Annotated in this window: 27 protein-coding genes; 22 read left to right on the top strand and 5 right to left on the bottom strand. The window is 70.3% G+C overall.

The window, feature by feature from the left end; genetic code table 11:
- Positions 1-327: 327 nt before the first annotated feature.
- The 3 genes from ABT254_RS00420 (at position 328) to ABT254_RS00410 (ending at position 4,232) form a co-directional block, all read left to right on the top strand.
- Positions 328-2,712, top strand: a complete 2,385-nt coding sequence (locus ABT254_RS00420) for an ATP-binding protein (protein ID WP_351462222.1) — start codon at positions 328-330, stop codon at positions 2,710-2,712.
- Positions 2,713-2,765: 53 nt separating this feature from the next.
- A complete protein-coding gene (locus tag ABT254_RS00415) occupies positions 2,766-3,671 on the top strand; it encodes an anti-sigma factor RsbA family regulatory protein (protein WP_351462221.1) in 906 nt (301 codons plus the stop codon).
- Between the two features lie 78 nt (positions 3,672-3,749).
- A complete protein-coding gene (locus ABT254_RS00410) occupies positions 3,750-4,232 on the top strand; it encodes an ATP-binding protein (RefSeq protein ID WP_450750966.1) in 483 nt (160 codons plus the stop codon).
- A 34-nt stretch (positions 4,233-4,266) separates the two neighbouring features.
- Here ABT254_RS00410 and ABT254_RS00405 read toward each other — a convergent pair whose 3' ends face one another.
- The 3 genes from ABT254_RS00405 to ABT254_RS00395 form a co-directional block, all read right to left on the bottom strand.
- Positions 4,267-5,532 carry a hypothetical protein gene (locus ABT254_RS00405; RefSeq protein WP_351462220.1) on the bottom strand — a complete coding sequence of 422 codons (1,266 nt, stop codon included), beginning with the start codon at positions 5,530-5,532 and terminating at the stop codon, positions 4,267-4,269.
- A 75-nt stretch (positions 5,533-5,607) separates the two neighbouring features.
- On the bottom strand, positions 5,608-6,114 hold the full coding sequence (locus ABT254_RS00400; protein WP_351462219.1) for a SigE family RNA polymerase sigma factor: 507 nt from the start codon (positions 6,112-6,114) through the stop codon (positions 5,608-5,610).
- Positions 6,115-6,296: 182 nt separating this feature from the next.
- The gene (locus ABT254_RS00395; RefSeq protein ID WP_351462218.1) at positions 6,297-8,021 is read right to left on the bottom strand and encodes a chitinase; all 1,725 of its coding nucleotides are present in this window, start codon (positions 8,019-8,021) and stop codon (positions 6,297-6,299) included.
- Positions 8,022-8,318: 297 nt separating this feature from the next.
- Between ABT254_RS00395 and ABT254_RS00390 the strand changes: the two genes are divergently transcribed.
- The 17 genes from ABT254_RS00390 to ABT254_RS00310 all read left to right on the top strand — a co-directional run bounded on the left by ABT254_RS00390 (position 8,319) and on the right by ABT254_RS00310 (position 23,242).
- A complete protein-coding gene (locus ABT254_RS00390) occupies positions 8,319-9,146 on the top strand; it encodes a hypothetical protein (RefSeq protein ID WP_351462819.1) in 828 nt (275 codons plus the stop codon).
- 84 nt (positions 9,147-9,230) lie between these two features.
- Positions 9,231-9,938, top strand: a complete 708-nt coding sequence (gene cpaB, locus ABT254_RS00385; RefSeq protein WP_351462217.1) for a Flp pilus assembly protein CpaB — start codon at positions 9,231-9,233, stop codon at positions 9,936-9,938.
- 9 nt (positions 9,939-9,947) lie between these two features.
- Positions 9,948-11,201: a CpaE/TadZ family protein gene (locus ABT254_RS00380; RefSeq protein ID WP_351462216.1), complete on the top strand. Its 1,254-nt coding sequence runs from the start codon at positions 9,948-9,950 to the stop codon at positions 11,199-11,201.
- 2 nt (positions 11,202-11,203) lie between these two features.
- Positions 11,204-11,593, top strand: coding sequence for a TadE/TadG family type IV pilus assembly protein (locus tag ABT254_RS00375; RefSeq protein WP_351462215.1), 390 nt, complete (start codon positions 11,204-11,206; stop codon positions 11,591-11,593).
- A gap of 1 nt (position 11,594) precedes the next feature.
- Positions 11,595-11,966, top strand: a complete 372-nt coding sequence (locus tag ABT254_RS00370) for a TadE/TadG family type IV pilus assembly protein (RefSeq protein WP_351462214.1) — start codon at positions 11,595-11,597, stop codon at positions 11,964-11,966.
- A 23-nt stretch (positions 11,967-11,989) separates the two neighbouring features.
- Positions 11,990-13,327 (top strand): TadA family conjugal transfer-associated ATPase, encoded by a 1,338-nt coding sequence (locus ABT254_RS00365; RefSeq protein ID WP_351462213.1) that lies wholly within the window; start codon positions 11,990-11,992, stop codon positions 13,325-13,327.
- Between the two features lie 36 nt (positions 13,328-13,363).
- On the top strand, positions 13,364-14,308 hold the full coding sequence (locus ABT254_RS00360; RefSeq protein ID WP_351462212.1) for a type II secretion system F family protein: 945 nt from the start codon (positions 13,364-13,366) through the stop codon (positions 14,306-14,308).
- A gap of 45 nt (positions 14,309-14,353) precedes the next feature.
- Complete coding sequence (locus ABT254_RS00355; protein ID WP_351462817.1) at positions 14,354-15,241, top strand: DUF5936 domain-containing protein; 888 nt, start codon at positions 14,354-14,356, stop codon at positions 15,239-15,241.
- 19 nt (positions 15,242-15,260) lie between these two features.
- On the top strand, positions 15,261-16,793 hold the full coding sequence (locus ABT254_RS00350) for a sensor histidine kinase (protein ID WP_351462211.1): 1,533 nt from the start codon (positions 15,261-15,263) through the stop codon (positions 16,791-16,793).
- A gap of 32 nt (positions 16,794-16,825) precedes the next feature.
- Positions 16,826-17,725, top strand: a complete 900-nt coding sequence (locus ABT254_RS00345; RefSeq protein ID WP_351462210.1) for a response regulator — start codon at positions 16,826-16,828, stop codon at positions 17,723-17,725.
- A 160-nt stretch (positions 17,726-17,885) separates the two neighbouring features.
- Complete coding sequence (locus tag ABT254_RS00340; RefSeq protein WP_351462209.1) at positions 17,886-18,083, top strand: Flp family type IVb pilin; 198 nt, start codon at positions 17,886-17,888, stop codon at positions 18,081-18,083.
- Positions 18,083-18,688, top strand: coding sequence for a pilus assembly protein TadG-related protein (locus ABT254_RS00335; RefSeq protein ID WP_351462208.1), 606 nt, complete (start codon positions 18,083-18,085; stop codon positions 18,686-18,688). The genes ABT254_RS00340 and ABT254_RS00335 overlap by 1 nt, the downstream gene beginning before the upstream one ends.
- Positions 18,689-18,722: 34 nt before the next feature.
- Positions 18,723-19,307 carry a hypothetical protein gene (locus tag ABT254_RS00330; RefSeq protein ID WP_351462207.1) on the top strand — a complete coding sequence of 195 codons (585 nt, stop codon included), beginning with the start codon at positions 18,723-18,725 and terminating at the stop codon, positions 19,305-19,307.
- An 8-nt stretch (positions 19,308-19,315) separates the two neighbouring features.
- Entirely contained in the window at positions 19,316-19,969 is a 654-nt protein-coding gene (locus ABT254_RS00325) for an OmpA family protein (protein ID WP_351462206.1), read from the top strand.
- Positions 19,970-20,045: 76 nt separating this feature from the next.
- Positions 20,046-20,597, top strand: coding sequence for a GNAT family N-acetyltransferase (locus ABT254_RS00320; RefSeq protein WP_351462205.1), 552 nt, complete (start codon positions 20,046-20,048; stop codon positions 20,595-20,597).
- Between the two features lie 243 nt (positions 20,598-20,840).
- On the top strand, positions 20,841-22,856 hold the full coding sequence (locus ABT254_RS00315) for a PrsW family intramembrane metalloprotease (RefSeq protein WP_351462204.1): 2,016 nt from the start codon (positions 20,841-20,843) through the stop codon (positions 22,854-22,856).
- On the top strand, positions 22,853-23,242 hold the full coding sequence (locus ABT254_RS00310) for a hypothetical protein (RefSeq protein WP_351462203.1): 390 nt from the start codon (positions 22,853-22,855) through the stop codon (positions 23,240-23,242). The genes ABT254_RS00315 and ABT254_RS00310 overlap by 4 nt, the downstream gene beginning before the upstream one ends.
- 76 nt (positions 23,243-23,318) lie before the next feature.
- On the opposite strand, the gene ABT254_RS00305 is transcribed toward ABT254_RS00310, so the two are convergent.
- Positions 23,319-24,044 (bottom strand): SDR family oxidoreductase, encoded by a 726-nt coding sequence (locus ABT254_RS00305; protein ID WP_351462202.1) that lies wholly within the window; start codon positions 24,042-24,044, stop codon positions 23,319-23,321.
- A gap of 104 nt (positions 24,045-24,148) precedes the next feature.
- Here ABT254_RS00305 and ABT254_RS00300 point away from each other — a divergent pair, with 104 nt between their 5' ends.
- Positions 24,149-24,997, top strand: a complete 849-nt coding sequence (locus tag ABT254_RS00300; RefSeq protein WP_351462201.1) for a LysR family transcriptional regulator — start codon at positions 24,149-24,151, stop codon at positions 24,995-24,997.
- Positions 24,998-25,012: 15 nt separating this feature from the next.
- Here ABT254_RS00300 and ABT254_RS00295 read toward each other — a convergent pair whose 3' ends face one another.
- On the bottom strand, positions 25,013-25,402 hold the full coding sequence (locus tag ABT254_RS00295) for a DUF192 domain-containing protein (protein WP_351462200.1): 390 nt from the start codon (positions 25,400-25,402) through the stop codon (positions 25,013-25,015).
- 130 nt (positions 25,403-25,532) lie between these two features.
- On the opposite strand from ABT254_RS00295, the gene ABT254_RS00290 reads away from it, so the two are divergent.
- Entirely contained in the window at positions 25,533-26,285 is a 753-nt protein-coding gene (locus ABT254_RS00290) for a prepilin peptidase (protein WP_351462199.1), read from the top strand.
- Positions 26,286-26,299: the final 14 nt, after the last annotated feature.

Raw genomic sequence — 26,299 nt, 5'->3', positions numbered from 1 at the left:
CTCCTAGGGAGGTGGGGTGGTTCAGTGCGACGTGCCTGTGAGGTGCCTGTGCGGGTGCCGCCCCATCGTCATGGAATGGCATGGACAGGTCAAGAGAGCGAAAACCGGCCGGAGTGTACGCGCAGCCGTCACCGCAGAGGCGCCGTCCGGCGAAGTGCACCCGCGTGTGTGACCGGAACGTGCATATATGCCGATTGCGGAGAAGAGTGATGTTCCGCTTCACTCAGGTTCGCCTTGCGATGCCCGTGCCGGTCACGCTGGCCAGCCTGCTTTTCTGCTGGGGGTCCGGGGGTCGGCCCCCGGGAAATGCAGTCAGGGAGGCTGATCATGGGCGGATCGGCGCCGCGACGGGACCGCCACCTGCCGGTCGAGACCACCAGCTTCGTCGACCGGCGCGGCGAGCTGACCGAGGGGCGTGAACTGCTCGCCAAGGCGCGCCTGGTGACGCTCACCGGTCCGGGCGGCGTCGGCAAGACCCGGCTCGCCGCACGCATCGCGGCCCGCGTGGAACGGGCCTTCCCGGACGGCGTGCGCTTCGTGCACCTGGCCGGACTGCACGATCCGGCGCTCGTCCCCCTCACCGCCGCCGACGCGCTCGGCCTGCACGACCACTCCGCGCAGCCCCCGCTGGACGCCCTGGTCGAGCAGGTACGGGACCGGCGTCTGCTGCTCGTGCTGGACAACTGCGAACACCTGCTGTCCGCCTGCGCCGAGCTCGCCGCCGCCCTGCTGCACGGCACCACCGGTGTCCGTGTTCTCGCCACCAGCCGGCACCGCCTCGCGCTCACCGAGGAACACCTTCTGGAGGTACGGCCGTTACCCGTCCCCGACCCGGACGGGGATCTCTCCGCCGCCGACGGCTACCCGGCCCTCGCCCTCTTCGCCGACCGGGCCGCCGCCGTGGTCCCCGGCTTCCGGCTGACCGCCGGCAATCGCGCCGCCGTGGCCCGCCTGTGCCACCGCCTGGACGGGCTTCCGCTCGCCATCGAGCTGGCCGCCGTACGCATGCGCGTCCTCGGCGTCGAACAGCTCCTGGAGCGCCTCGACGACCGCTACCGCCTCCTCACGGCCGGCAGCAGCGCGGCCCTGCCCCGCCACCAGACCCTGCGCGCCGCCGTCGACTGGAGCCACGAACTGTGCACCCCCGAGGAGCAGTTGGTGTGGGCGCGGGCCTCCGTCCTGCCCGGTGGCTTCGACCTGGAGACGGCGGAGGCGGTGTGCGCGGACGGCGAGCGAGGCGAGAGGGGGGTCACGCCGGCCGGAGACGGGGGCAGGGTGCGGGCGCAGGAGGTGCTGGAGGCGGTCGCGGGGCTCGTCGACAAGTCCGTGCTGGGGCGGGAGACGGGACCGGACGGGGTGCGCTACCGGCTGCTGGACACCCTGCGGCACTACGGCCTCGACCGGCTGCGGCGGCTGGAGGGCGAGGAGGACGCCGCCCGGCGCCGCCAGCGCGACTGGATGCAGCGGCGGGCCGCCGACTGCGAACACGCCTGGTTCGGGCCCGGGCAGCGGCAGATCGTCGCCCGGCTGCGGGCCGACCAGGACAGCCTGCGTGCCGCCCTCGACTTCAGCCTCACGGCCCCCGGTGAACGTCTCGCCGCCCTGCGCCTCGCAGGCACCCTGTGGTTCTACTGGCACGCCTGCGGCGCACCCCGCGAGGGCCGCTACTGGCTGGAGCGGGCCCTCGACGCCAACCCCGAACCGACCGCCCCGCGGGCCCGCGGGCTGTGGGTGGCCGGCCTCCTCGCCGCCGCCACCCAGGACATGAGTGAAGGCCTGCGCCGCGCACGGGACGCCCAAGCGCTGGCCGAGCACCTCGGCGACAAGTCCGAGGCCGCCCACGCCGCCTACGTCATCGGCGTCATCCGCCTGTTCAGCGACGAACTGCCGGCCGCCCTCGACCACTTCGAGGCCTCCGTCGCCCGCGGCCCCGTCCCCGGCCAGCATCTCAGTCTGCACGGCCTCGACCAGGTCGAACTCGCCTGCGCCCTGGGCTTCCTGGGCCAGGCCGACCGCGCCGTCGAGGTCTGCGAACGGGCCCGCCGGCTGTGCGAGGAGCACGGCGAGGAGTGGGTGCGCTCGTACGTGCTGCGGATGCTGGCCCTCGCCCACACCGTGAAGGAGGACTGGGACGAGGCCGGACGGCACGCCCGCGAGGCCCTGCGCCTCAAGCTGGCCGTGCACGACGTCACCGGCATCGCCCTCACCCTCGACCTGCTGGCCCATATCGCGACCCGGGCCGGCGCCCATGAACACGCGGCCGCCCTGCTCGGCGGCGCCGACCGCACCTGGGCCGACATCGACCGGGACCGCTGGGGATCGGCCTACCTGGGCGCCATCCGCCGTGACAGCGGCGAGCGGGCGTCGAAGGCCCTGGGACGGGCCGCCTTCGAGCGGTCTTACGAGAAAGGAGGCGCCCTCGGACTCGCGGAGCTCGTCGCCCATGCGACGAAGAGCGAAACGCCCCAGCCCGCCACGGCGGCAGGGGAGACGAGGGGCCGACGCAGATCCCGGCCCCCGCGCAACAGCACGCTCACCCGCCGCGAGACCGAGGTCGCCGAACTCGTCGCCCAGGGCCTCGCCAACCAGCAGATCGCCGACCGGCTCGTCATCGCCCGCCGTACCGCCGAAGGCCATGTGGAACGCATCCTCAGCAAGCTGGGCTTCAGCAACCGCAGCCAGATCGCCGCCTGGGTCACCGCCCAGAACTGAGCCCCGTCCAGGCTCCCCTCCCGGCCCCCACACCCCCCACAGAGCGGAGAACCATGACCAGCACACCACCCGCCCCCACCCCGTTCGACCACCGCATGGCCGTGTACGGCGCGGACGACGAGTTCGTGGCCGCCGCGCTGCCGTTCCTCCTCGAAGGCCTCGGCGCCCCCGGCGAACCCCCGCCGGTGGCCATCGCCGCCCCCGACAAGCTGGATCTGCTGCGCGAGGCCCTCGGCGGCGACACGAAGAGCATCACCTTCGTCCCGCACACCGAGTGGTACACCGGCTCGGCCGCCAACGCCGTGGCCCAGGGCGCCGGTTACCTCGCCGCGCACGCCGGGCCCGGCGGCCGTATCCACCTCCTCATGGAACCCGTCTGGAACGGCCGCGCAGGACGCTCCGTCCGGGAGACCACCGAGTGGATCCGCTACGAGGCGCTCGCCAACCTCCTCTTCGCACCCTTGGCGGCGACGGCCCTGTGCGCGTACGACACCCGCACCGCCGGAGCGGCCATCATCGAGGCGGCCCGCCGCGCCCACCCCGACACCGCCGTCTACGAGGACCCGGTCCGCCTCACCGCCGAACTGGACTCCGTGCCGCTGCCCTTGCCCCCGGCCACCGCCGAGCCGCTCAGGCAGCCGGACCCGGAGGCCGTGCGCAGGGCGGCCGCCGCCCGTGGACTTGCGCCCGCGGACGCGGAGTTGTTCACGGAGGCCGTCACCGCGGCGGCCATCTCCCTCGGCTCCGTGACCGGCGCCCTGATGTGGGGCGAGGCACCCGCCTGCGTCTGCGAACTGCGCGCGTCACGCCGTCTCGACGACCCGCTGGCCGGCTTCGTCCCCCCGCCCGTACCCGAACTGGAACCGGGCCAGGGCCTGTGGTTCACCCGGCAGGTCTGCGCCTACGTCGACGTCCGTGACGACGCCACGGGGACGACCGTACGGCTGCAGTACGGGTAACCGCTTGCCCCGTACGCAGGTATGGAAACAGGTAGTCCTCCCCGTTTGCCGCGGCACCGGGGAGGACACCCTGAATCCATGCTGGATCTCTCCGGGACCCCCCACCCGGACTCGGACGCTCAGTTCGCCGCTTACCCTCAACCGCCCTTGCGGGCAGGCCATTCGAGCGTGGAGTACGATCCCCGCCCGACCGCCGTCCGCGAGGCCCGCACAGAGGTCCGAAGACAGCTGGAGGTCTGGGGGCTGACCGACCGGGAAGACCTGGTGGACGTCGCCGAACTCCTCGTCAGCGAACTGGCCACCAACGCCCTGCTGCACTCCGCGAGCCGCTTCCGGCTCACCCTCTCCGCGGCGCACGGCGTCCTGCGCTGCGAGGTGCGCGACGGCGGCCGCCGCACCCCGCAGGTGCTTCAGGCGGGAGCCTCGGAGAGCGGCCGCGGGATGTTCCTGGTGAACGCGCTGGCCCGACGCTGGGGCTGCCACCAGGACGGACAGGGCAAGACGGTGTGGTTCGAGCTGGGCACGTGCGGGGCGGACGGCTGCGGCCGGCGGGACCCGTAGCGCCAGGCCCCGCACGCCGCCCCCCTTGTCACCCTCAGCGCCACCACTTGGGGCTGAGCGCGATCTCGCGGAGCTGCTTCATGGTCAGCGCGGGGGTCTCGCGGGTCGCGTCGTCGTTCGGCGCGCCGGAGTTGAGTTCGCTGATCACCACCCGCCTTCCGTCGGTCCGGAGGGTGTCGACGGTCCACATGACGGCTCCCGCGCCGCCCTTCTCGCTCGGCACCTGGTGCGTGGCGACCTTCGTCCCGTCGGCGAGGACCTCCGCGCCGGAGCCGAAGAGATCACCCTCGGCGTCCGACATGTCGGGCTGAACGTTGACCTGGACGAAGTTCTTGCCCTTGCCGTCGTCGAGGACGAGGTAGCCGTATCCGGAGTCGTCACCGCTGTCGTCCGACACCTTGAACACCCCCTTCGGCAAGAGGGACTTGAGCGTGGGGGCGATCGCGCTGGAGCCGGCCGTCCCGGTCGCGCTCGGCTGCGGGGCCGGCCGGTTCGTGTCCGGGGGCATCGCGTCGACGGCGTCCCGCCAGGCACCGGCGGCTGCCAGCTTCCTCAACCGGGCCGCCGACAACGGTGGTTCGGTCCGGCTGATCGGCGCGTCCTTCTCGGCCGCCGCGTTCCACTCGCTCACGCTCACATGCTGACCCTTCGGCGTGACGAGCTCGGCGCTCCACCACTTGGTGTCCACCCGCCGGTCCGGATACTCGTAGCCCTGCAGCACCATCACCACCGAGGCGTCCGGCAGCCGGGTCGTGCTGCAGGCGTCGTAATGGACGAACACCTTCCCCGGGCACTCGGTGGTCCCGCGCGCCTCGTCGCTCCCCGGCTCGACCCGCCCCAGGCCGACGCTGATGGCCGCCGGGCCCTTTCCGTCGTCGTACACGAGCTGCACATACGGCCCCGGCTGCTCGTCCGACCCGCGCGCTTCCGCCTGGCTGAACCTTCCCTTGGGAAGCAACCTTTCGAGCGTGCGGACCAGCTGGTCGCCGGAGACGGGCGAGGGGCTGGGTGCGGCGGTGGCGGTGTGGCTGCCGGTGCCGACCGACGCCCCGTCCTGGTGCGCCGGCGATCCGCTGCCGGGCAGCAGCACCGCCCCGCCCACGCCGACGAGGGCGAGCGAGGCGACCCCGCCCACGACGGCGGCCCGCCGCCGCAGCAGCAGACGTCGCCGCCCCCGCAGCGCGCCGGCGGTGACGAGCGCGGCCCGGTCGGCCTCGAAGGTGTCGCCGGCCTGCCGCAGATCCGCCGAGAGCCGCTCCTCGAAGGGCTCGAGGGGATTGCCGTGCTGTTCGAAGGGCATGACGGACCACCGTTTCGCGAAAGGGACGAAGAAGTGAGTGAAGAGGACGGCTGCACAGGGCTGCACAGATGCCGTTCAGGGGCGGGCGTACTCGCCGAGGTCCTCGCCGAGCAGCTCCCGCAGCCGCCCCAGGGCCCGGACGCACCGCGTGCGCACGGCCGCCGAGCTGGCGTTCATGGCCTGGGCGGTCTCCTCGATGGAGCGGTCCTCCCAGTACCGCAGGACGACCACGGCCCGGTCCTTGGCGGGCAGCCGGGCCAGGGCCTGAAGCAGAGTCAGCCTGAGCGGCATGTCGCGGCCGTCGTCGGGCACGTCGGGCAGCACGTCGGTGGCGCGCTCGGTGCTGCTGCGCCTGCGCTGATGGGTGAGGAACGTACGCATGAGAACGGTCTGCGCGTACCCCGCCGGATTCCCCACACGGGACACACGCCGCCAACTGACGTACAGCCGCCCGAGGGTCTCCTGCACCAGATCCTCGGCCAGATGCGTGTCGCCGGCGGTCAGCAGACAGGCGGACCGGTACAGATGCCCGGCACGCACCGCAGCGAACTCCGCATACTCGTCCGCACGCGCCCGTCTCATCCACGTCCCCCTGCCCACCGCACCGTACCGGCGCCGGCGTTCGACTGTTCTCACTTCATTGACGCGGTGGGGCCGGGGAAATGTTTCACCGCAGGTGGTCTGCCCGCGGCAGTCGCACCCGCACGCAGGTGCGGCGCCGCACAGCCCGCGGCGCCGCACCGAAGCACATCGGTCAAAGGCCGCTACGGCAGCCCATGCACATGCGCCCCCACCGCACTCGACCACGAGCTGCCCGCAGCCGCGTCCCAGTTGGTCGACCACGTCATCGCACCCCGCAGGTCGGGATACGTCTTCGACGGCTTGAAGGAGCCGCAGTTCGTGCCGGCCGTCAGGCAGTCGAGGGCGTTGTTCACGACCGTCGGGGAGACGTAGCCGCTGCCCGCCGCGCTCGTCGAGGCCGGCAGGCCCAGGCCCACCTGGGACGGGGACAGGCCGCCCTGCAGTTGGATGCAGGCCAGGGCGGTGAGGAAGTCGACCGAGCCCTGGGAGTAGACCTTGCCGTCGCAGCCCAGCATCGAACCGCTGTTGTAGTACTGCATGTTGACGACCGTCAGGATGTCCTTCACATTCAGCGCCGTCTGGAAGTACGCGTTCGACGTCGACTGCATGTCGATCGTCTGCGGGGCCATGGTGATGATCAGGGACGAGCCCGCCTTCGCGGACAGGGAGCGCAGGGCCTGGGACATGTACGTCGCGTTCAGGCCGTTCTCCAGGTCGATGTCGACGCCGTCGAAGCCGTACGTCTGCATCAGGGAGTACACGGAGTTCGCGAAGTTCGTCGCCGACGTCGAGTCGCTCACCGACACCGTGCCGTTCTGGCCGCCGACCGAGATGATCACCTTCTTGCCGGCCGCGTGCTTCGCTGCGATGTCCGCCTTGAACTGGTCCACCGTGTAGCCGCCGAGCCCCGCCGAGTCCAGGTTGAAGCTCACGGCGCCCGGCGTGGAGGTGGCGTCCGCGAAGGCCACGGCGATGATGTCGTACTGGGACGAGACGGCGGAGATCTTCTGGACCGTGGCGCCGTTGTTGAAGTTCTGCCAGTACCCGGTGACCGCGTGCTTGGGAAGCGCGGTGCCACCGCCGCCCCCGGAGGACGCGGTGGTCGTGCCCGTCACCGCCGTCGACTTCGCCGACTCGCCCGCCGAGTTGGTCGCCGTGACCTGGAAGGAGTACGACGTCGAGGCCGCAAGGCCGGTCACCGTCGCCGACGCGCCCGTCACCGCCGTCACCTTCGTGCCGTCCCGGTAGACGTTGTAGCCGGTCGCGCCCGAGACCGCGTTCCAGGCCAGGGAGACCGAGGAGGAGGTCGCACCCGACACCGAGAGACCGCTCGGCGTGGCGGGGACCGTCGGTGCCGGATCGCCGCCTCCGCCGCCGTCCGGGCCGTAGACCGACACGTCGTCCGCGTAGTACGCCGCCTGGCCGTACCAGCCGTGCGTGTACACCGTCACGGAGGTCGTGGCCGAGCCCGTGGTGAAGCTCGTCGTCAGCTGCTTCCAGGAGGACGAGTCCGGGGTCCAGGTGGACACGTCCGTGGTGCCCGTGCCGGTCACGCCCAGGAAGGCGTAGCCGCCCTGCACCCAGGCGCTCAGTGAGTACGTCGCGTTCGGCTTCACCGCCACCGTCTGGCTGCACCGGGCGTCGTCCTGCCCGGCCGGGGTGGCCTTGAGCGCGGCCGCGCCGCCGTGCACGGGGGAGGAGACCGTCGTACCGCTGCCCGCGGAACAGGTCCAGTTGGTCAGGCCGGACTCGAAGCCGGCGTTCCTGACGTTGTTGACGTCCGCTGCGGACGCCTGGCCCGTGCCCGCGAAGGTGAGGGCGAGGGCGGCGGTGACGGCTCCTGACCAGAGCCGTGCTGTCGACAGCCGTGCCGTACGTCGTGCCGTGGATCGTCTCTGTGGGGACATGACAATAAGTTGGTCCAGACCAATTCACCTGTCAAGAGGTCCAGACCAAATGGGCCGCAGGCTCGCTCGGGGATCGGCGAGATGCTCGAACCTGCCCCGTTTTGACTCAACTTGTGAAACGCCAGTTGCTCATCAGCTACACAAACGCTGTTCTCCGGCCACAGAGGCGTGGATACAGTGCTGAGGTAGTCACGGAGTGAAGTCACCTCGGTGTCCCGGAGTTACGCGCCGGTTCGCCGACGGGCGTACCACGGGGAGCTGCGCGTGCCAACTGCCATCGCCGTGACCAGTGCCGACATGGCGCTGCCACCGCAGGACGAGCGGACCCTGCCCGCCGTCGTGCTCCAGGACCTGGACAAGCAGCCGCTGGGGCAGGCGCTGGCGGGTGTGCAGAGTCTGATCGACCAGCACGGGCATCTGATCGTGGTCTGTTCACAGGCGGTCTCCGCGGAGACGGGCCGGCGGCTGCACACGATCCGCTCCCTGCTGGAGACCGACCGTATCGCCCTGTTCCGCCCCGCTCTGCCCCCGCTCGGACTGGCCGTCCTGGCCCGCCAGTTGAGGCAGCTGGCCTCCTGCGACCTCAGCCCCGGCGTACTCGCCTCCGCCGGCCGCCTCCTCACCCACTACATCCACGCCGGAGCACTGCTCGGCTCGGTCGCCCGCCTCGACCGCGTCCACGTCGGACTGAAGCAGCACGCCAAGTCCTGGGTGCCTGGCCAGCACTTCGCCGTACTCGCCCACCCCGAGCCGCAGCTGGTGAAGCTCGCCCCCGGGGCCGCCCTGCCGGGGCCGGAGTTCGGCACCTCGATGCTGGTCGCGAAGGGGCAGTTGCAGTCGGACTGGGTCACCGCGAGCCTCGTACCGCAGTGGAACGCCCAGGGCCTGCGGGAAGCGGTGCTGCCCGCCGAGTCCGCGCTCTGGTGGGGGACCGGCAAGCTGATCGAGTTCGCCGCCTTCCTGCCCGACCTGCCCGTGCTGTACCAGCTGGTCACGTCCGTACGGCAGGGCTCCTGCCACTGGTGCGGCATCGACGTCATCGGTGACCGCTGTGTCTTCTGCTCCGCCGGCCCGCCGCCCATCCTGGAGAACCAGAACCAGCTCCCCGCGGGGAGAGGCTCCTGAACCGCCGACCGGACCCACCGCAGACGCACCGCCCGCACCATCCCGTCCGCTCGACCCTTATCCCCCAATGAGGTTGTACGGTTCATGAACTCCCGTCAGCGCCGTGGCGTGCTACTCCTGCTTCTGTCGGTCGTCTGCGCCCTCGGCGCGTTCGTCGGCGTCCTGTCCGTCATCAGTGACGTGAAGTCCCAGGTCGGGCCCAAGGTGACGGCGTACGAGGTCAAGAGCGACATCAAGCCCTACGCGAGCCTGCGCGCGGACCAGTTCGAGAAGACCGAGATGCCCAAGCGCTGGCTGTCGGCGAACGCGGTCACCGATCTCGCCGGTATCCGCGGGAAGGTCGCCGTGACGAGCCTGAAGAAGGGCTCCCTGCTGCAGAGCGACATGATCGCCGATCAGCCCGCCCTGCAGCCCGGGCAGCAGGAGGTCGCCATCATGATCGATGCGGCGACCGGCGTCGCCGGCAAGATAACGCCGGATTCCAAGGTCAACGTCTACGCCACCTTCGAGGGACAGAAGGAGGGTGACCCCGACCTGTCCAAGATCATCGTAACGAACGCCAGGGTGCTCGACGTCGGTGACCTCACCTCGCTCCAGCCCGACGCCGACAACCGCACCGGCCAGCCCACCAAGGCCGTCCCCATCACCTTCGCGCTCTCCGCGCTCGACGCCCAGCGCCTGACGTACGCGGAGTCCTTCGCCAAGCGGGTCCGGCTCGCGCTGGTCGCGCCGGGCGAGACCGGCACCATCCCCGGGCAGGACCGCACGTACCAACTCGCCAAGGACAAGTGAGAGGCCCCCATGCCCACGAGGATCCTCCCGGCAGTCGGTGACGTGGACGCGGTCCGGTCCATCACGACATTGCTCAGCCAGCTCCCGGACGCCGAACCGGTGACCCCGGTCGTCGACTCGACCCAGCTCGTCGACACCCTCGCGCGCCTCGCCGCCGAGTCCGTCGACGAGCTGCCCGAGGTCGTGGTGGTGCACGAACGGATCGGCCCGGTCCCGGCACTGGAGCTCATCCGCGAGGTGGCCCTGCGCTTTCCCGCGGTCGGGGTCATCCTGGTCACCTCGGACGCGAGCCCCGGCCTCTTCCAGGCGGCGATGGACTACGGCGCGCGCGGCCTGGTGGCGCTCCCTCTCAGCTACGAGGAACTGGCCAGCCGCGTCCAGGCGGTCGCGCAGTGGTCGGTGGGTGTACGGCGCCATCTCGGCTCCGGCGGCGACGTCTTCACCGGCGTCGGCGGCACCGTCGTCACGGTGAGCGGCGCGAAGGGCGGCGTGGGCGCGACCCTGACCGCCATCCAACTCGCGCTCGCGGCACAGGCCTCGGGGCGCAGCACCGCACTGGTGGACATGGACCTGCAGACCGGGGACGTGGCCTCGTACCTGGACGTCCAGTTCCGCCGGTCGGTCGTGGACCTGGCGGCGATCACCGACATCTCCCCGCGGGTGCTCGCGGACGCGGTCTTCCGCCACGACACCGGCCTCGCGCTGCTGCTCGCCCCGGGAGAGGGCGAACGCGGCGAGGAGGTGACCGACCGGGCGGCCCGGCAGATCGTCAGCGCCCTGCGCTCCCGCTACGAGGTGGTCGTCATCGACTGCGGCGCCCAGCTCGGCGGGGCGGGAGCGGCCGCGGTGGAGATGGCCGACACCGCCCTGCTGGTCACCACCCCGGACGTGGTCGCGGTTCGCGGCGCCAAGCGGACCGTGCGGATGTGGGACCGGTTGCAGATCCGCAAGGCGGAGGAGACGACGGTGGTCGTCAACCGGCACTCGCGCGGTACGGAGATCCAGCCGCCGCTGATCCAGAAGATCACCGGCACGGCGGTCGCCGGGACCGCGATCCCCGCCAACTTCAAGGAGTTGCAGGGGGCGGTGGACGCGGGCCGGGTCCACGAGCTGGACAGCAGGGGCGCGGTGAAGCAGGCGCTGTGGGCGCTGGCGGGGGAGCTGGGGCTGGTCAAGGCGGTCGAGGGGGCGCAGCGGGGTGGGCGGTTCCGGGGGGACCGCGGGTCGGTGAGTTTCCGGCGGCGTCGGGAGGGTGGGGGCTAGGGATGCGGCTGGCGCTGCGCGCAGGCGGGGACAGGGGCCAGGTCACCGTCGAGTTCCTGGGCATGATGCCGACGATCATCATCACGCTGGTGGTGCTGTGGCAGCTCGTGCTGGTGGGATACACGTACACCCTCGCGGGGAATGCTGCGGACGAGGCCGTGCGGGCGGGGACCGCGGCGGAGGGTGACTGGCAGGGGGTGTGCGCGCAGAAGGGGAAGGAGAAGCTGCCGGACGCATGGCAGGGCGGCGCCACCGTCACTTGCAATCCGGGAGCACCCGGCTATGTCACGGCCGATGTCACGCTCACGGTCCCCCTCCTCTTCCCGGGCACGTTCGGTATCCCGTTCCACGTGAAGGGACACGCGGGCGCGGTCAAGGAGGCGACGCACTGAGATGTCGTACGACCGCAAAGACCGCGACCGCGGACAGGTCGCCATCGAATACCTGGGGTTCCTGCCCATTCTGCTGATCGTCGGCATGGCGGTCGTGCAGCTGGGTCTGATCGCCTACGCCGCTCAGCAGGCGGGTACGGCGGCCCGGGCCGGGGCGCGGGCCGCCTCTCTGGAACCGGGGACCGGCCAGCAGGGCTGCACGAACGCGATCAGCAACGGGCTGTCGGTCACCTGCGACGAAGCGCCGAACGGCGACACGGTCACCGTCACCGCCACCGTCAAGATCCCGTCGATCGTCCCCGGCTGGGACTTCGACCCCGCCAGGAAGACCGCGACCATGCCGCTCGACTCGACCGACCCGACCACCGGCTGACGCGGGAACAAGGAGCACCGACGATGAGCCTGCGCGCACGCATCAACACCCCCGAGGAGAACGGCCACCGGGGCGAGGACGGCCACCTGGTCGCCTCCTACCGGGCCAAGCTCCTGGAGGAGATCGACCTCGCGGAGATGAGCGCGCTGGCCGCGGCCGAGCGCCGCGCCCGCCTTGAGCGGGTGCTCGGGCACATCATCAGCCGTGAGGGCCCGGTGCTGTCCACGGTCGAGCGCTCGCAGCTGATCCGCAGGGTGGTGGACGAGGCCCTGGGCCTCGGCATCCTGGAACCGCTGCTCGAAGACGCGTCGATCACGGAGATCATGGTGAACGGCCCGGACGCGATCTTCGTCGAACGGGGCGGCCGGGTGGAGCAGTTGCCCCTGCGCTTCCCCTCCCACGACCAGCTGATGCAGACGATCGAGCGGATCGTCTCGACGGTCAACCGGCGGGTGGACGAGTCGAACCCCATGGTCGACGCCCGCCTTCCGTCCGGCGAGCGAGTGAACGTGATCATCCCGCCGCTCTCCCTCACGGGCGCCACCCTCACCATCCGCCGCTTCCCGCGTTCCTTCACGCTCCAGGAGATGATCGGCTTCGGCTCGCTGGACGAGCCCATCCTGTATCTGCTGGCCGGACTGGTGCAGGCGAAGTCGAACGTGATCGTGTCGGGCGCGACGGGCACGGGCAAGACGACGCTGCTGAACGCGCTGTCGGGCCTGATCCCCGAGAGCGAGCGCATCATCACCATCGAGGACTCGGCCGAACTCCAGCTCCAGCAGGGACATGTGATCCGGCTGGAGTCCCGCCCCCCGAACGTCGAGGGCAAGGGCCGGGTCACCATCCGCGACCTGGTGCGCAACTCCCTGCGGATGCGCCCCGACCGCATCGTCGTCGGTGAGGTCCGCGGCGGCGAGTCCCTCGACATGCTCCAGGCGATGTCGACCGGCCACGACGGATCCCTGGCCACCGTGCACGCGAACAGCGCCGAGGACGCGCTGATGCGACTGAAGACCCTGGCATCGATGTCCGAGGTCGAGGTCCCCTTCGAGGCGCTGCACGACCAGATCAACAGCGCCATCGACGTGATCATCCAGCTCACCCGCTTCGCCGACGGCGCCCGCCGCATCACCGAGATCGCGATCCTCGACAGCCACGGCAGCGAGCCGTACCGCCTGGCCACGGTGGCCCGGTTCAACGCACAGCCGATGGCCCCCGACGGCCGAATCTACGGCGCCTTCGAGTACTTCCCGCTTCCACGCCGCACCGCGGACCGCCTCTACATGGCGAGCCAGCCCGTCCCCCAGGCGTTCGGCGTCGCCGAGTCCGCAGCACAGCTCGCCGTCCGAGAAGCCAGGTAGGAACCGTCCCGATGGAACCCAGGTAGGAACAGCCCGATGGATCTGCACACCCTAGTCCTGCTCACCACCGGCATCACCCTGCTGACCTGCGTCCTCGCGGTCATCGGCCTGCACTCCTACGCCACCGGCAGGGCCCAGCGCCAGGCACTCGTCGACCGCCTCTCGGCCGCCGGGCAGATACCGTCGGGCGGCCGCCGCCGGCGCTTTCGCAACCTGGACCGCCGACTGCGCCGTACGAAACCGGGCAAGAAGCTGGAACTGCGGCTGGCGGCGACGGGCCTGGACATCACTCCGGGCGAGTTCTTCGTCTACATGCTGGCGACGGTGGCGGGCCTGTGGCTCGTCGGCCAGGCGTCCCTGGCACCCTTCTTCGGCCCGCTGGCCGGTCTGCTGGGCATCTGGGTGGCGCTGCAGTTCCTGAACTGGCAGCGGCAGAAGCGGATCGAGAAGTTCATCAACCAACTGCCGGAGCTGGCCCGGATCATGGCCAACGCCACCCAGGCCGGACTGGCCCTGCGCACCGCGATCGGGATGGCGGCGGAGGAACTGGAGGCGCCGGCCGGGGAGGAACTCGCCAAGGTCGCCAACCAGTTGGCGCTCGGCGCGTCCATGGACGACGCGCTGGGCGAACTGGCCGAGCGGCTGCCGTCACGCGAGCTGGTCGTCCTGGTGACGACGCTGGTGCTGTCGAACCGCGCGGGCGGGCAGGTGGTCACCGCCCTGCGCAACCTCACGGACACGCTGGAGGAGCGCAAGGAGACGCGGCGCGAGGTCCGCACCCAGCTCTCCCAGGTCAACATGACCTCGTACGCCGTCCCCGTGCTCGGCGTGGGCTCCCTGTTCCTCATGAACGGCGTCAAGCACGGCGCCCTGGACCGTATGACGGGCTCCTCGCTCGGCCAAGCGGCCGTGATCATCGCCTTCGCGCTCTACGCGGTCGGCTTCATCCTCATCCGCCGCCTGTCCCGCATCGACGTCTGAGACGCCCGAGCGTACGAGAACTCTGGAGGGAGGACGACCATGGGACTGGGACTTCTGCTGGCACTGGTGATGGGCCTCAGCGTCTGGGGCGTCTTCGCCGGCATCCGCATGTACCGCGCGGACGCCAAGCTGCCCGGCGACCTGGTGCTCGCCCTGGAGGTGGGCTCGACCCGCACCGGCGCGGTCGACTCGCTCATCGACCGGCTCGGCATGCGGTACGCGCCCGCGGTCCTGCGCCTGATGGGCCCGAAGCTGGTCGCCAAGTACCGCCGCAAGATCGACCTCGCGGGCAACCCCGGCGGCCTGACCATCGACCGCTACGCGGCCCGCCGGGCGGTCTACGGCTTCCTGGGCGGCGTGGGCGGACTGGTGTTCCTGATGAAGGGCAACTTCATCCTGGCCCTGGTCCTGTTCGCCTTCGGGGCGTTCTGGACGGAGGTCGGCATCTGGTCGGCGATCCGCATCCGCAAGGACGTCATCGAGCGCACCCTGCCGGACTTCCTCGACGTGCTCGCCGTCGTGGTGAGCGCGGGCCTCGGCTTCCGCCAGGCCCTGGACCGGGTGGCCTCGAAGTACGAGGGCCCCTGGGCGGACGAACTGCGCATCACGCTCCGCCAGATGGACCTCGGCATGAGCCGCCGCCAGGCCTTCGCGGAGCTGCGCCGCCGCAACGACTCCGAACAGGTCGCGATGTTCGTGACGGCGCTGCAGCAGGGCGAGGAACTGGGCGCCCCCATCGTCGACACCCTCGTGGCCCTGGCGAAGGACATGCGCCGCACGGACGCGCAGAACGCCCGCCGCAAGGCGGCCCGCGCGGTCCCCAAGGCCACCATGATGATCACCACCTTCATGGTCCCGGCCACGATGCTCCTCCTCGGCGCCGGCCTGATCCTCGGCTCCGGCACCGACTTCGGCTCACTCACGGGCAAGTAGGGACGGGGCGACGAGGACGATGGCTACGACAGAGGAACGATCGGGCCGCCGGGAACGCACACGGCTGCTACGACGACGCCCGAAGCCCCGGGAGATCACGACCCCACCGGCGGCCAGGGTCCTGCCACCCCACGCCCATCTGCCTGCCGTGCCCGCGCAACCGCACACCCGGAGCCCCGAAGTCGCCGATGGCGGTCGACCCCCACAGGGGCCGCTTGCCCTCGACGACGAAAGCAGTACGGGTGGTGCGGGCGGTGCGGGTGGCCCGAGCCTGGACGAAGGCCGGGTGCCCACCCAAGCACCCGCTCCGGAACCCGCACCCGGCGACATCGCCCTCCCCCTCCAGGTCAACGCCCTCCAGGCCATGTGCCGCCAGGTGTTCGGCTTCCGCCTCGCCATGATCGCGCTGGCGGCCCCCGCCGCCCTCCTCCACGCGGCGCCGGGCCTGGCCACCCGCCTGGTGGGCGCGGCGGTCGTGGTCACCTTCATGGGCTCCTACGTCCTCTTCAGGGACTGGGAGCGCTTCGGCCCCCTGCTCCTGAGGCACCCCACGCTCCTCGCCGTGGACATGCTCCTCGGCTCGCTGCTCCTGATCTCCGCGGGCCCGGACACCCCCCTCGCGTACGTCAGCGTCTGCACCCCGCTCCTGGCCGGCATCGTCTACGGCTGGCGAGGAGCCGCGGTCTTCGCCTCGCTCCAGTCCCTGATCCTCTTCTTCGTGCACGCGGCGGCGCGGGACCTGCACTCCGGCCGCCCCGCGGAGACCCTGCTCCTGCCCGGCCTGTGCGTGATCGCGGGCGCGGTCGGCTCGGCCCTGCGCAACCTCATGTTCCGCTTCGGCGCCGCGACGCAGGCCCTGACCACGGTGCGGGCCCGGCTGGCGGTGACGGAGGCGGTCGGCGCCGAACGAGCCCGTCTGGCCAGGGAGATGCACGACTCCGTGGCGAAGACCCTCCACGGCGTGGCCCTGGCCGCGGACAGCCTGGCAGCCTCGGCGGGCAGCCCCCACCTGGACCCGAAGCTGGTCAAGGAACAAGCCGAACTGGTCGCCCGCTCGGCCCGCCGAGCCGCCGCCGAATCCCGCGAGCTGCTGGCGGACCTGCGCCGCGAATCCGACCCGGACCACGCGATCGACGTCCTGGTCGAACTGGCCGCCCGCACCCGCGACTTCACCACCCGCACGGGCGTCCCCGCCGCCTACCGCTCCACCGGCGACGAGGCCGTCCCGCCCATGCCACCGGCCGTGGCCCGCCAACTCCTCACCATCGCCTCGGAGGCCATGGAGAACGCCCACCGCCACGCGGCCCCGACCCGCGTGGACGTACAGGCTGGTGTCCACGGCGGCCTCCTCCGCATCAGTGTCCACGACGACGGCCCCGGTCTGCCCTCCGGCACCACCCTCGGACAACTGCGCAGGGCAGGTCACTTCGGCCTGGTCGGCATGGTCGAGCGCGCGGAATCGGTGGGCGCCCGCATCCGCATCGGCCGCGGCGCCCACACCAAGGGCACGGAGGTCTGCCTGGAACTCCCCTTGGCGGCCGTGACGACATGAACGTCCCCCACGACACGAGAGGAGGCTGCCCCATGCCGGATCCCGCGACTCCCCGCACCGGTCCCCAGCAGCCGCCACCGCAGAACCCGTTCGAGGCCGTCCCCTCGCCCGCCCCGCTGAAGGTCGTGGTGGCGGACGACAACCCGGTCGTCCGGGCAGGCCTGACGGCCCTCCTCTCCGGCCGTGCGGACATCACCGTGGTGGCGGAAGCGGCGGACGGCCGCCAGGCCTACGAAGCGGCACTCCAACACCAGCCGGACGTCATCCTCCTGGACGTCCGTATGCCCGGCGTGGACGGCATCTCGGCGCTCCCCCACCTCGTACAGATCGCCCCGGTCGTGATGCTCACGTACAGCAGGGAGTCGGAGATCGTCCAGGAGGCCCTGCGCAGGGGCGCAGGAGGCTATCTGGTCCACGGCGAGTTCACCGCGGACCAACTGGTCGCGGCGGTATGGGACATCAAGGAGGGCAGGGCCCACTTCACTCCGACGGCAGCCGGGGCGCTGCTGGCGCAACTGCGTGAGAGCCAGGGAGGCCCTCCGCTCCCAGAAGGCCTGGGTAGTGCAACTGCATACGAAAATGAACACCGCGCACATTCGCGTGCGACTACTCAACACCCCGCTTCACCAGCGGCTTTTAAAGCGCCCCCGACCCCGACCTTCACTATTTCTTCAGAAAACCTTTCGCAGGTGCAACCGGATGTGGGACAGTACAGGGCAAGGTTCCAACTGAGCACGAGGGAGGCGGAGATCATGGAGCTCATCGCGTCCGGGATGAACAACCGGCAGATCGCCGCCACCTGCTTCATCAGCGAGAAGACGGTCAAGAACCACATCAACCGCATCTTCGCGAAACTCCACAGCACCAGCCGCGCGGAAGCGGCCGCCAAATGGCTCGGCACGGCGCCCGGTTCGGGCCGAGGGGTGGGGTGAGCCGAGATGAGGGCAGGGGGGAACGGGCGGTACCGAGCTCGCGGCCGGTCCTCGCTCTGGGCCCATGATTGGGCCCTGGGACCCTTCGGCGGAAGGGGAGTTGCACCGTACGGTTCTCGTGCCGACAGCGGCACGGAGATCCGACCCGGAGGGGAACACCATGAGCAACTGGATCAACACCACCGTCACGTACCTCCAGTCACGCGCCGCCCGCAACGACAAGGGTCAGACGGCGGTGGAGTATCTGGGGATCATCGCGGTGGTTGTGGCGATCGTGTTGGCCATTACGGGGACGGACATCGGGCAGACGATCTTCAACGCGATCACCGACAAGATCACCGAGGTTACCGGCGGTTGATGAGGCCCCACAGGTACGACGACGCAGGGCAGGCCTTCCCCATCTACATCACGGTGGTGGCGGGTCTGCTCTTTCTCGCGTTCGCGTACCTTGCGGTCGGCCAGGCCGCGGCAACGCGGAACGGAGCACAGACGGCAGCCGATGCGGCAGCTCTCGCTGCGGCGCAGGACTCCCGGAATCAACTCGCGGGCAAGTGGGTGAAGGACGTACTCGACCCCACGAAGTGGCAGGACATCTTCGACGGCAACGTGCAGGGGCTCGAGCCTTCGTGCTGGCGCGCGTCCGAGCTCGCCACGCAGAACGGGGCCCATGTCGAGCAGTGTGCGGCGACTCTGACGGGCCCATTGGGCTTCACGGTCGCGGTCAAGACCGACAAGCCGGTCGGAGACACGATCGTCCCCGGTACGGAGAACACGTACGCAAAGGCCTCCGCCACGGCTGTGATCGAGCCCCTCTGCACGTTCGAGCTTCCGACCGAGGGTGCCGGGGCCGACGTACTGCCGCAGCTCACCTGCAAGGACAACAGGATTTGGGACCTGAACCCGGACGACCCCGCCGGCCTGCCGGGTCCCGAGGACCTCTTCTCCGTCCATCTGGCCGACTGACAAGCGAACGACGAGTGATGAAGGAAGCGGAGTCATGAGCATTCGGTTCACTGCGAAGGCCCGTAGGGGGACGGTCGCGTTGGCCCTTGCGGCGGGTCTGGCCCTCGGGGTGGCCGGTTGCGGCAACGGTGGTGGCGGCGACGACAAGAAGCCGGACACGTCGGCGTCCGCCTCCAAGGGCAGTGGTTCAAACGCGAGTGCTCAGGAAGGGCAGTCGGACGAGCCCTTGGCCGAATTGAAGGGCCCGGACGGCCTGCTGCTTCAGCTCGCCTCGGCCAAGCGGGACTCGGGCGGATTCGTCACAGTCAACGGAGTCCTGAAGAACGACAGCGGCAAGACCCTCACCCTTCCCGCGCAACTGAGCGGCAACGAAACCGAGATCATCAGGAATGGCCGATCGCTCGGTGGAGCCACGTTGGTGGATTCCAAGGGGAAGAAGCGCTACTACGTCCTGCGCGACACGGATGGCCGTCCGCTGACGACGACAGGCATCACCTCCGTCAAGTCGGGCGAAACCGTGCCCGTGTTCATGCAGTTCCCCTCCCCGCCCACGGACACGACCCAAGTTTCCTTCCAGCTGCCCATGTTCGCTCCCGCCGACATCGCGATCTCTGGGTGAGGCCGGCCATGACCGTCACCCACACGCCATCGCGAGCGGGCGCGCCCCGCCTCGCCCTCACCGCCGCCTCCTTGCTGGTCGCCACCAACCTCTTCGGCGCCGCAACGGCCCACGCCGACGACACCCCAAGCGTCCCGCCCGGCACCGAACCAACCGCCTCGGCCCCGGTCAAAGTCGATCCCAACGACCCCGACCTCAAGCTCCCCGAGGGCGCCACGCTCGCCGCCCCCAAAGTCCTGGACATCAAGTCCGTCGTAGAGGACCAGGGCGGCGAGGAACGCCGCGAAGACACCAATAGCGACGTGACGTTCGCGCTCCAGGCCGAGGTCCTGTTCAGCAAGGACAGCGCGAAGCTGAGCGACGAGTCGAAGTCCCGTATCGCGGCGATCGCGGACGAGATCAAGAAGCAGAACGCGACGAAGGTCCGCGTCTTCGGCTTCACGGACAACCTGGGCTCGGCGGCCCACGGCGACGTCCTCTCCCGGCAGCGCGCCAACGCCGTACAGGACGTCCTGGACCAGGAACTGCACGACCCGAACATCACCTTCGAGGTGCGCGGCTACGGGGAGCAGTACCCGATCGCGGACAACTCGACGGAGGCGGGCCGGAGGAAGAACCGACGGGTGGAGGTCACGTTCCCGCGCACCGAGGGCGGCAACTGACGCAGACCGCTCGTCCCGTCAGCCGTCAGCCGTCAGCCGGCGCAACCGCAGACCGTGCCCGGCACGTCGTCTGATCATGACGACTTCCCGGACACTGCTGCGAACAGCGAGCCTGGACGACCTGGACCGGATCACCGACCTGCACACGCAGGCACGCATCGCCTACTACCAGGCGGGCGGGTTCTCGGAGCCGGATCTTGCCTCTCCCGAGGGACGTTCCCGTCGCCGGGACATGTGGATGCACGCCCTCGAGGACGACACCAGGACGGTGCTGTGCGCCGCGCGCGGCGACGAGACCGTAGGCATCCTGGCCATGGGCCCGCCCCTGGACGCTGACATGGACCCCGGCGCTACCGCCCAGCTGTACCAGATCCATGTCTGCCCCGGGAGCTGGGGACAGGGGATCGGCACCCTGCTGCACGCGGCCTTCGTGCGGCAGCTTCGCGATGCGTCCCGCACGACCGGCGTGCTGGAAGCATGGGAGCGCAACAGCCGGGCCCAGGCCTTCTACGCCCGGCACGGGTGGAAGCCCGACGGGCATCATAGGCCCGGTCCGGGTGACGCGAACTATGTGCGCCTGCGCCTCGAGTTGAGTCCTCGGTCCGAGCACCTGAGCCGGGGCCTCTGACGCCGGGGGAGAAGGTGCTACAGCAAGTGATCGACTTTGCCTGCCCTGATCTCCAGGCCCTGCCGTCCGTTCTCCCTGGCGGGCATGTTCATGGGGGCGAATGTTGCGCACCCAATCGGATCGCCACCGGCGCCATCGATCCGCCTAGAGCAAAGGCAAGTTAATCGTTGTAGTCATCGACTGGCCGAACTGACATGATGTTCGCGTTAGCAACGTACTTGCTTTGGGGGAGCGGGGGCTTGCGTGACCGTACTCATGGTGGCCGCGGCCATGTACGGGGTCGTCCAGCTGTTCGTGCTGTCGTATCCGACGCGCTCGGTGCGCCTTGCCACGGTGCTGCTGGCGCTCATCGTGGGTGTCTATGTCTGCGGAACGGTCGTGGCCCTGCTGGAACTGACGTACACCAGGGTGATTGCCGATCGGACCGGCCAGTCCCTGATCGACGTCGTCAACACCACGTCTTACACCACGGCTCCTTGGGTGGAGGAACTGGTAAAGGCCCTGCCGTTGTTGGCTGTGGGGCTGCATGCCAAGGTACGGCGGCAGTGGGGCTTGGCAGACTTCACCGTGCTGGGAGCCGGGCTGGGTGCTGGATTCGGTCTGCTGGAAGCGCTGCTGCGTTACTCCCTGGACGCGGATCGGGCGTTTGCACGTCACGGCGGCTGGATCGTCCCGGACAGCCTCTCCCCGCCGTACATCCCCGGCCCGAGCCAGGTGCTCACCTCCTGGCTGCCCGCCCCGGCTGCGTCGCTGAACCTCGGGCAGACCGGTGACATCTCCGTCCCCACCTTCAATCACCTGGCGTGGACAGCCTTGGTGGGACTGGGAGTCGGCCTTCTGTGGCGGGCAAAGGGTTGGATGAAGCCGCTGGCGTTGGTGCCGCTCGCCGTGTCCGTGGCGCATCACACCCTGAACAACTATGTCGTCCAGCACCCGGTCGACCGGCAGGCCAAGCGGTGGCTGGAGCACCTGGACGGCACGCTGTGGCTCGTCCCTCTGGTGGCACTGCTCCTGGCGATGGCCGCGGACTGGATCTGGCTGCGTCGGGGAAAGCGGCGAATACCTGGTTTGTTGCTGTCGGCGGAGCGGGCGGACGGGGACACCGCTGCCGTGCTGATCCGTTACGCAAGCCGACGCCTCCCGTGGACCCTCCTGATCGCACTGCGCTTCGTACGCTTACGGCGAGCCCTCTGCTACGCGGCGGCAGTCACCCCGGCCTCTGCCCTCGAGCCGGTACGCGTGGCAGTGGCCGACGTCGCCACGCGGATCGATGCCACTGACCATGAACCGGCTTGGCGTACGGCCGACATACGCACCCATGTGAGAGCGGCCAGAGCGGCTGGGGGCGGCCGCAGGCGGCTTGTGCTGCTGATCCCATGCCTCCTGTTGCTCCCGTCTGTCCTCTTCCTCTGCGTCGGCTCGTTCAAGTCGACGGCCCGACTCCAGCACTACTTCACGACCGGTGGCGGACCGAAGGTGCTGCTGGCTTTCGCGATGGCCGCCCTGGTGTGGATCCTCTGGCAGGTGGCGATCCTGCTGCGCACTTGGCGGCAGGCCACCGCCCATCCGCTGGGCGAGCAACTCGCCACCCACCGCTTGCGATTCGCTTCGGCGCTGGCCTCCGCGACGATCGGAGCGCTCTTGCTCTGGCGCAGCGCGGGGCCGGCCGGCCCCGACGGGCGGGTCGTTCCTGCGGCCCACCTGCTCGACGCCCTGAACCACTTCCTCGTCTACCTGGGCTTCGCCCTGCTTCTTCTCTCCCTGCTCGCGCTCTTTCCGCCGGGAGCCGGGTTGGCGCTTGCCGGTGTCTCCGCGTGGGGCGAAGGCGCCTTGGGAGCTGTGCTTGCTGCGCGGCTCGGCGCGGCGGGAATCGCCTTGATGGCTGCCGGGGCGGTCGGCGGAGGGCCGGGTGGCGCAGGCGGCGGCACCGGGCAATCGCCGGGCACCTCTCCTGCCAAGCAGGCTCCGACTGCTTCCGGCGACGCGATCGGAGGACAGCGGACGGCATCCGGTATCGCAAAATGGGCGCGCGAGCAGGGGTGGACCGAAACACAGACGGAGAACGGCCCGCCGAAGTTCGTCGATGAGAACGGGATAGTCCGTGTGACGCTCAAGCAGGGGAGCAGCCGTGCGCCGGGCAGCGGCATGCCGCATGTGGAAATCAGGAATGCCCAAGGGGAGAGAATTGACCCGAACGGGAATCTCGTCACAAGGAAGAGTCCGGGTAACCACACACCGATCACATGGGATCTGCCATGAACGCCAAAAAGGTCGACTATGCACAGTTGGATGGATTTGCGAACTTCTATCTGGAGGACAGTTTTGTTTTGGAGGTCAAAGCTACTCCGGGATCCTTGGTTCTTGAGGCGGAACTGGTTCTCACTCCCCAGCACCCCGCATATCACCCGCCTGTCCCCGGTGAGCAGCACTGTTACGCGCGGGCGACGATCGAATTCCCGAAGGTGCGCAATCTGATGTGGGCCGATCAGGGAACACCTCCGGCCGTGGACGCCTCGGGGGCCAAGGACTTCGGGGGTATCGATGCGCTCTTCTGGAATGGTTCGGTTTTTCATGTGGAGGGAGACTGGGGAGCGATTGATGTGGCCTCGGCTCCACCTGTCGTCAGGCTGTTCCCCGAACTGTGAGCGAGTGCCAAGGAAACGGAGTAGGCATACTCCGTGCGGTTTCTCGTCGCCACCGTGCAGCGGCGTGGAGCTCACATCACCACGGCACCACCCCCGCGTCCTCGAAGAACCCGCCCGTCGGGCCGTCGTCCGGCAGGGTCGCCAGGTGGATGGCGATGGCCGCGCCCTGTTCCGGGGTGCGTACGCCGCGGAAGCCGTTGAGGTCGGTGGCGCAGTAGCCGGGGCAGGCGGCGTTGATCAGGATGTTCGTGTCGTGCAGCTCCCTGGCGTACTGGACGGTGACGGCGTTGAGGAAGGTCTTCGAGGGCGAGTAGGCAGCCGCGATCGGGCCCGGTTCGCTGCCGGGAGTGGTCTGCCGGGTGAGGGAGCCGACGCTGCTGGACATGTTCACGATCCGCGGCGACGCCGACCGGCGCAGCAGCGGCAGCATCGCGTTGGTGACGCGGATGACGCCGATCACGTTGGTCTCCACGGCCGCCCGCACCGTGTCGGGGTCGACCGTGGTGGGCGTCTGCGGCATGCCGCCGGTGATCCCGGCGTTGTTGACGAGTACGTCGAGGCCTCCGGCGCGGTCCTCCAGCAGCTCGGCGGCCGCGGTCACGCTCGTGTCGTCGGTCACGTCGAGCGGGACGCCGAACGCGTCCACGCCGGCCGCATGCAGCTTCGCCACGGCGGCCTCGCACCGCTCCTCGTTCCGGGCGGCGACCCCGACCCTCCAGCCGAGGGCACCCAGCCCGGCCGCGATCTCGTAGCCGATTCCCTTGTTCGCGCCGGTCACCAGCGCGATCGTCTGTTCGCTCATACGGTCGATGCTGTCCCGGCCCGGCAGGGGCAGGCCAACACCAATCGGGTGCGGACCGATACCGCACGGGTATCGATCCCGGTCCCGGCCGGTAAAGTGGCGGCGTGGAGACGCGTGAACTGCGGTACTTCGTCGCCGTCGCCGAGGAGCTGCACTTCGGGAGGGCCGCACAGCGGCTGGGGATCGCACAGCCCCCGCTGTCGCGGACGATCCGCCAACTCGAACGGCGCCTCGGGGCGGTCCTGCTGGAACGCACCAGCCGCACGGTCACCCTGACCGAGGCCGGTTCGGTGCTCCTGCGGGAGGCCCGCGCGGCACTGGACGCGGTCGAGGCCGCCGAGCGGCGCACCCGCCGCGCCGCCCTCGCCGCGGGCGGCCAGGCCGACGTCGTCCTCGCCTCGAAGGCCGGCGCCTCCAGCGAGCTGCTGGCGAAGCTGCTCGACACCTACGCCGCCGAACCGGATGCGGCTCCCGTCGAGGTGGTCCTGTGCGGAATCGGCGAGCAGGAACGAATGCTGCGCGACGGCCGCGCGGACGTGGCCCTGCTGCACCTGCCGTTCGACGCGACCGCAGGCCTCGACACCGAGGAGCTCCGCACGGAACGACAGGTTGTGATCCTGCCGGCCGGACACCCTCTCACCACCCGGCCCCACGTGCAGATGGCCGACGTCGCCCAGTTGCCCGATCTGCCGATGCCGCGCTGGCCCGGCCGGGACGGCAAGTACCCCGACGGCCCCGGTCCGCAGGCCCGGGACCATGGGCAGCTGCTCCAGCTGATCGCGCTCGGCCGCGCTTGCTGGATCGCACCGGAGTCGAGCCAGGGCCGGCTGCGCGACGACCTCGCCGCCGTGCCGGTTCTGGACGCGCCGGCGGTCACCACGGTCATCGCCTGGCCACCGCACAGCCGTTCCCGGGCCGTCGCGGGCCTCGTCCGTACCGCGACACGTCTCTAGCGGAGACGGGAGCTTCTACGACCCGGCCCGGACCTCGGGAATCACCTCCACCCGCACCCCCACCCTCAGCCCCCACCCCGCCATCGCCCCGGCCTCCGACTCCAGCACATGCCGCGCCCGGGCCCGGAGCAGCCCCAACCGCCAGGGCTTCATGGTGACCACGGCGACGACCCTCAGGTCCCGGTCGAGGTGGGCGACGTCGATGGGCATCCGCATCCGGAACGTGTGCACGCTGTTGGCGGGGGAGAGGAGCATCGCCCCGTCGACCGAGTCCCGCCCCAACAACCCTTTCGTACGGGCCCGGTAGGAGGTGGCGATCTCCAGCGGAACAGCGACAGCGCCCGCCCCGCCGTCCCCCGTACGAACGATCAACTTCCCGTGCCCGTCCGCCCATTGCCGCCCCATCCCGAGGCCACCTCCCGCCGCCACCGTCCGCTGCCCGGACCGAACGTATCCGCTCCGCTCCGCACGGGAGTAGGCCCCCATGGGCCCGCAGACCCATGCCGCCCGGCCCGCGCCCGGCTAAGGTCCCGCCGTGCGCACACTCCTCACCCTCGTGGCGGCCCTGTGGGGCGCGGGAACGGGCCTGCTCCTGCCCCGCGCCGCCCACCGCTTCTCGGTCGACCCGGGCCGGCCGTGGAGCGACAGCTGCCCCGCAGGCCACCGGATCACGGGCGCCTTCGACGGCTGGCTGGGCAGAGCGCGGTGCCGACGAACCGAAGGGACAGGGCTGTGCGGTCCGTACGGCCCGCGCACGGTGGCCGTCTCCACGGCAACCGCCCTCGCCTGTACGGTCCTTGCCGCCGCGTCCGGCGCCCACCCCGAGACGGCGGTGTGGGTGCTCCTCACCCCCGTGGCGGTCCTGCTGACCCTCGTCGACCACCGGGTCCACCGCCTCCCCGACGTCCTGACGCTGCCGCTGGCCGCCGCGACCGCCGCTCTCCTGGGCGTCGCCGCCGCCCTCCCCTCCGCCACCGGATCCTGGCCCACGGCCCTCCTCGGCGGCCTGACCCTGGGCGCCGCCTATCTCGTCCTCTTCCTCGTCCACCCGTCCGGCATGGGCTTCGGCGACGTGAAACTCGCCCTCGCCCTGGGCACGGCCCTCGGCTGGTACGGCCGGCAGATCCTGCTGACGGGGGCTTTCGCGGGTCTTCTCTACGGCTCGGTGTACGGCCTCGGGATGGTCCTCGCACGCCGCGCGGGCCGCAAGTCGGCCATTCCGTTCGGCCCGTTCATGATCGGTGGGGCGTTCACGGGGCTGCTGCTCGGCGCATGCGCGGCCGCCTGACGGCGCGCACACCG

Origin of the sequence: Streptomyces sp. NPDC001137 (assembly GCF_040298885.1) — a bacterium.
Lineage (GTDB): Bacteria > Actinomycetota > Actinomycetes > Streptomycetales > Streptomycetaceae > Streptomyces.
The sequence above is the reverse complement of the archived record's forward strand: the minus strand, read 5'-3'. Positions and strand labels throughout refer to the sequence as shown.